This window comes from Microcystis sp. LE19-131.1A (assembly GCF_027532015.1).
In the GTDB taxonomy this organism is placed as follows: domain Bacteria; phylum Cyanobacteriota; class Cyanobacteriia; order Cyanobacteriales; family Microcystaceae; genus Microcystis; species Microcystis ichthyoblabe_A.
Genome location: NZ_JAPZSS010000313.1, coordinates 1 through 1,556, shown reverse-complemented (window position 1 = coordinate 1,556; position 1,556 = coordinate 1). Strand labels below are relative to the sequence as shown.

The following is a 1,556-nucleotide window of genomic DNA, read 5'->3' as shown; positions in this document are numbered from 1 at the left end:
TCGTCACTAGGGCATTAGTGAGGATAAAATAGGCACTTAACTGATCGGCTACCAGTTTCACGCCATAATTATCCAGTAGGTTGAGGGTTATGGGGGAGGATTGGCTAAATAGAAGGAGAGAATAGGCGAGAGAGATAATAGTGGCGGCGAGAGCCAGATATTTGTCTAATCGCGGCAATAAATAGATGATAAAGCCGATCAAAAAGGGTAAACTTATCCAAGCGATCGTTAAAGTATTCATGGTGTATTATTCTTCTCAATCTCAGCACTGTCGAGGGTGGGGTTATCTTTGGCTAATTTCATCACTCCCACCAGCATTAACGCCTGAATGGAAAAACCGATGACGATCGCTGTTAAAATCACTGCTTGGGGTACAGGATCGGCGTAATTTTGCTGTTTAACTGTACCGAGGATGGGAGTAAATAAACCGTCACGGGAAGAAATCACCACATAGTAGGCGATAACGCCGGTACTCATGACATCCATGGCGATAATCTTCATGATTAAGTTTTTTTTCAGGAATGTTCCTAAAAATCCGCACAAAACGGTGGCGAATACAAACAACTCTAGCGGGGGAATCGTCACTGGGCTTCTTGATTAGATTTGGTTATGAGTCAAAATACTTTTTCTAATTATCCTTGATCGAGTGCCAATTTATCAAAAAATTCTCAGGCTTTGCGGCTTCTCCCTTGAATAATCGGTAAATTGGTGAAGATCTATAGTTACTATTAGCTAAAAGCTAGGAATGAGGGAGCTAATTGGGCTAGAATTAAAAGGAACAACAGCATTAACATAACAGCCATCATACCGACGAGATTATCAAATTGTTCCCAAGCTTTTGATAATTGTAAGGACAGCTTTTTAAATATCCCTAGATACAACCCCCAACCGATAGCAATAATCCCTAAAGCTTTGCTGATATTTCCCAGATTGTAGGCATCGAAATAGACAGCATTGGCTACAAATAAGGCAGTTAACAATAGTATTATTCCTAACCAACCACTCAAGGTTAACTTTCTCCCAGTGGTAACTTTTGCGTGGGGTAAAAAGATAAATTTGGCAGTGGCGATCGCTGTACCTAAGGCTGCTAAATTGATGGCTACCTCTTGCCAAGGTAATAAATTTTTCATCATTAACGCTTTTGCCCCAAAACCAGATAATAAGGGGAATCCAGAGATGGAAAAACTGGCGATAACAATAGCAATCCAGAGGGAATTAGGGATCGATTGTTGCTGTAATTCTTTAAAATTGCGACTGGGTAAAACTCCCGCTAATAGAAATAGGCAAGATTTAACTAAACCGTGGGTAAGGGTATAAAAACCGCTCACCGGTGGGGCAGCCAAAATAAAACCCAGCTGCACGATCGTGCTAAAGGCTAACATCCGCTTGCTATCCTTTTCAAAAATCATATAGGGTACGCCAAAAATCGCCGTTAGCACCCCCAAAAGCCGAATTAGGGGATCCAAATCCTCTAGGATTAAAGCACAGCGCAGGAGGGGAAAAATGCCAGCTTTTACCACCACCCCCGACATCAGCGCCGAGACGGAGGTTTCCGA

At 42.2% G+C, this 1,556-nt stretch carries 2 protein-coding genes and 1 pseudogene; all 3 read right to left on the bottom strand.

Annotation, left to right across the window (positions count from 1 at the left end):
- Positions 1–241 (bottom strand): annotated as a pseudogene (locus tag O9323_RS21665) (cation:proton antiporter); the annotation flags it as partial.
- Complete coding sequence (locus tag O9323_RS21660; protein WP_024970851.1) at positions 238–585, bottom strand: NADH-quinone oxidoreductase subunit K; 348 nt, start codon at positions 583–585, stop codon at positions 238–240. The pseudogene O9323_RS21665 and the gene O9323_RS21660, both read right to left, overlap by 4 nt.
- A gap of 143 nt (positions 586–728) precedes the next feature.
- Positions 729–1,556: proton-conducting transporter transmembrane domain-containing protein (locus O9323_RS21655; protein WP_288125740.1), on the bottom strand; the 828-nt coding region annotated here is incomplete at its 5' end.